We start from the raw sequence: 3,688 nt of genomic DNA on the forward strand, positions 1-3,688 counted from the left end.
CCCAACCGTTCAAACCCCCCGTGGCAATCTCTGACCTCATCATCAAACCATGAGATTGCTTCGGCTGAGTTAACACTTTTTCGAGAAGGTTAACTATTTAATTACCGCCTGGCAATGACAAGTTAACCTACCACGTCATTGCGAGGGGGGTGGGAAAAGCAATTATTTTAGTTTACCCAACCGTTCAAACCCCCCGTGGCAATCTCTGACCTCATCATCAAACCATGAGATTGCTTCGGCTGAGTTAACACTTTTTCGAGAAGGTTAACTATTTGATTAGCGCCTCGCAATGACAATCATGTTCTTTTCCACCTTTTAAATAATAAAAATTACTCAGATTACGACAGTGTTTTTTTAGCCAAAATTTGCGCTATTTTTTTCACCATTGGGTCAATTTCAATAGCAAAATATTCCCCAATTTCCTTTTCTGCTAAATTAGTCAAATTAATAGTTTCTGGGTAAATATCAAACAACAGAGACGATTTTACCATATCCTTAATTATTAACAATACTCCATCCAAACAAACCTGGTCTTTAATATCAAGGTACTGAAAAAATTCACTCTCCCAATTAACCTCAATTTTTATTCCACCTCCTAACAAATTTTCTCTATAAATTAACTGACAATATCCAGAAGGTAAGCCATAAAATAAAGGACCAGAAATTTCTTCTCCCAAACGAATAGACCTTTCTAAATTCAACTTTTTTTGCCCTTCATATTGTGCAGCAACTTTTGTCGAAGCTAGATAAAACTTGAGTAGATAAAACTCTCCTAATGTCTCTTTACCTAAAATTGTTAACGCCCTGCCATTAACAGTAATATTAGACTTAATTTCCACTTGAGCATATAAATCGGGAGAAACATCAAGAATTAATTCACATCCCGAACCTTCTGAGTTAATTTGATAAATTTTTCCTGTTTGTTGAATAATTCCAGTAAACATTTTTAAATGGGTGATATTGACATATTGGCTAACTTTTATAGCTTTAGATCAAATCCGGTAGCATCGGTGTTATTCAGAATTTTAAAGATAAGAGTCTATAATTCTAGGGGCGAATAGCCATTTGCCCCTACGCATTGTATCACGATCGACGGAATTATATTACTCTGATTTCTAGGGAACCATAGCCAACAGATTTGATATTAAGAATTCAGCTATCAGCTATTAGCTCAAGTCAAAACTATTAGCTGTAAAGGATTTAAATTTTATCAATAACACCTTTTTATAGCGCTATATCGAAAAAATACAATTTAATCACAAAGGACTGATTAATAAAGTAATTCCTATGCGACCAACAACAGTAATCTCTTGACCAGGAGCAAGCGAAATACTGTTTTCTTCAAATAGAATAGCAGGCCAGTATGTAGTTTTAAAGTTAACTCGTCCTGGTTTATTTGTCGCGATCGCTTCTTCAACTATTCCTGGCATTGGTTGAGGAAATATTTCTTTTGTATTAGTAGTAAATAAATTCATTAGTATGTCTCCTTAGTAATTCATAAACAAACAATATTTGGTTATACTTATTCTTGCGTTAAGCTACTTAAAGAACTTATCAGAGAGAGACTTTTTGATGAATAGGTTCAACATTTGAATTTGTTTTATTCAGCAGTCTTTGCTGAAGGAAGCTAAAAGATAAAATTACCAGAAAAAATATTATAGCAATCTGCACAATTCCTAAAGATTTCTGTTCTGGAAATCTTTGTTTACAGGTGGCACAAAATTTTTGCATAGGATAATCTGGATGTGCAGTTATGTGACAAGATGGTTGACCAATTGAATTAAGGGGACAAGACATAAAAAAACTCCTAAATAGATTGCTAAATTAGTCTTCAAATATTAGTGAAACTTCCATATTTTTGTGACTTTCTTGGAAAATAAAGCTTTGGACTGGCAATAGAGAAAGCTTTAAATTAACGACTGTTTCCTACTCCCAGATAATTTCATACCTCATCAAGTTGCCAACTGCTCTAATTCCTTCAATTTGAAATATAGTAGCGCGCAGGACTATATCTAAAAAAATGAGAGAAATATGAATAGGAAATAATTCACCTATTCAGGATTTCTCTCTACCAGCTTTTGGGAAAAAGGTAAAACAGTTTTAAGAGACTGTTTGTAAAATAACTATTAAGAAAAAAGTTTCACAACTCAATCTTAAAGCTTGAATAAGGTAAGGGATTAAAATAACTCTACATAGGGAGGAGGTATGACTATTCATAGTCAATCAGATAAGAGTGCATTTCTTGATAACAAATAATTGTTTTTTTGCCTATTCCCTATTCCCTGTTCCCTGTTCCCTGTTCCCTGTTCCCTATCTTCTTTTTTTATATTTCCTGATACATTCAACCTCTAATGACTATGTTTGATGAATCAGGATTAGTATCCTTTGCGAGTAGGAAACTCATCTTTAAGGTCTTGATGAGTCAATTCATCAGTAGGTAAGCATTTTGCTTCTATCACAAAATGCTCTTTTAACCATGCTTTCTGGTCTTCAACAAAATGCTCTCTTAATCGTGCTTTCTGGTCTTCATAGGAATGGCGGTCTTGTGGCTTTAATAAACCTAAAGGATGACCCAGAATATGATCTATTTCAGCAATCCAAAAAGCTATTATTTCGCTCTGACTAGCTTGCTCAAGTATTTCACCTAATAGTTCTGCTTGTTGCTGATTCAATTCTGGTAAAGAAGCTAGCCAAGCATACTCATAAATGAGTTTTTCCAATTCAGGGTTTAAAGTTGTAAAACAATCTTTTGGTTTCTGTTTGTTCATTCTTTTACTTCAGTTTTGAGATAGGGACTTGCACAGACTTTTGACTACAAAGATTTGATGACCTATGCAGTATCCTCTTAATATGTAATCAATTTTAGAGTCTGTTTATGGAACAAAAATTGAATGCTCAAAACGAGTTTAATTGAAACGCGACTTTTGAGCATATTCCAATAATTTTAAAATGTAGAAACCCTAGATGATTACTAGACCTCTGCTATATTCATATTTCGTTCACAAACAGACTTTTAGTCTTAGTTCATCAAGCTATTACGCTTTTTACTGTTTTATTCAGACAAACAAAAATTTCAAGTTTTGAGAATCAGTAAAGTAACAAGTTTCGATAAAGATTCCCGAGCCTAAAAAAAGGTATAACAAAAGTTGCTTTAATGAAAATTCTGCAATGAAAATCTTACTTAGAAGGTAATCTGCATAGCTCGTGTTTGGCATAGTAACCTCCATTATAACTTACTCCTCACTTAACTCTAAATTTCAGTTCCATAAAGCAAGTGAAGATTGCCCTAGTTTTGTGACTACCAGTTACTTCAGAATTTTCTGGCCAATTTGTGAAAAATACTATTAGCTAATTTGCATAATTAAATTATTGAATGACAAATAGATATATAGAACCCATTTGAGAGCTATTTAAAAAGAGAGGGGGGAGATGGGGAGATGGGGAGATAGGGAGATGGGGTGTATTGGAGTATTTTTCAATATTTTTCTCGTATTGCCTAATTCCCACTCTGGACTCTGTGTCTCAAAAATTTAATCCCCCGCAGAGATACCTTCAAGGGTTCTATAGAAGCCATTTGGGATCTATTTAGAGATGGGGAGACGCGGAGATAGGGAGATGGGGAGACGCGGAGATAGGGAGATGGGGAGATAGGGAGATGGGGAGATGGGGAGATTGGGAGATGGGGAGA

4 protein-coding genes are annotated in these 3,688 nt (G+C 34.7%); all 4 read right to left on the reverse strand.

From position 1 onward, the window contains the following. Positions 1 to 338: 338 nt before the first annotated feature. Entirely contained in the window at positions 339 to 944 is a 606-nt protein-coding gene (locus F6K22_RS35490) for a hypothetical protein (RefSeq protein ID WP_293109249.1), read from the reverse strand. 312 nt (positions 945 to 1,256) lie between these two features. After that, a complete protein-coding gene (locus F6K22_RS35495; RefSeq protein ID WP_293109251.1) occupies positions 1,257 to 1,475 on the reverse strand; it encodes an NfeD family protein in 219 nt (72 codons plus the stop codon). Between the two features lie 79 nt (positions 1,476 to 1,554). After that, a complete protein-coding gene (locus F6K22_RS35500) occupies positions 1,555 to 1,797 on the reverse strand; it encodes a hypothetical protein (protein ID WP_293109253.1) in 243 nt (80 codons plus the stop codon). A gap of 578 nt (positions 1,798 to 2,375) precedes the next feature. After that, positions 2,376 to 2,768 (reverse strand): hypothetical protein, encoded by a 393-nt coding sequence (locus tag F6K22_RS35505; RefSeq protein WP_293109255.1) that lies wholly within the window; start codon positions 2,766 to 2,768, stop codon positions 2,376 to 2,378. Between the last annotated feature and the right edge of the window lie 920 nt (positions 2,769 to 3,688).

Origin of the sequence: Okeania sp. SIO2F4 (assembly GCF_010672385.1) — a bacterium.
Lineage (GTDB): Bacteria > Cyanobacteriota > Cyanobacteriia > Cyanobacteriales > Microcoleaceae > Trichodesmium.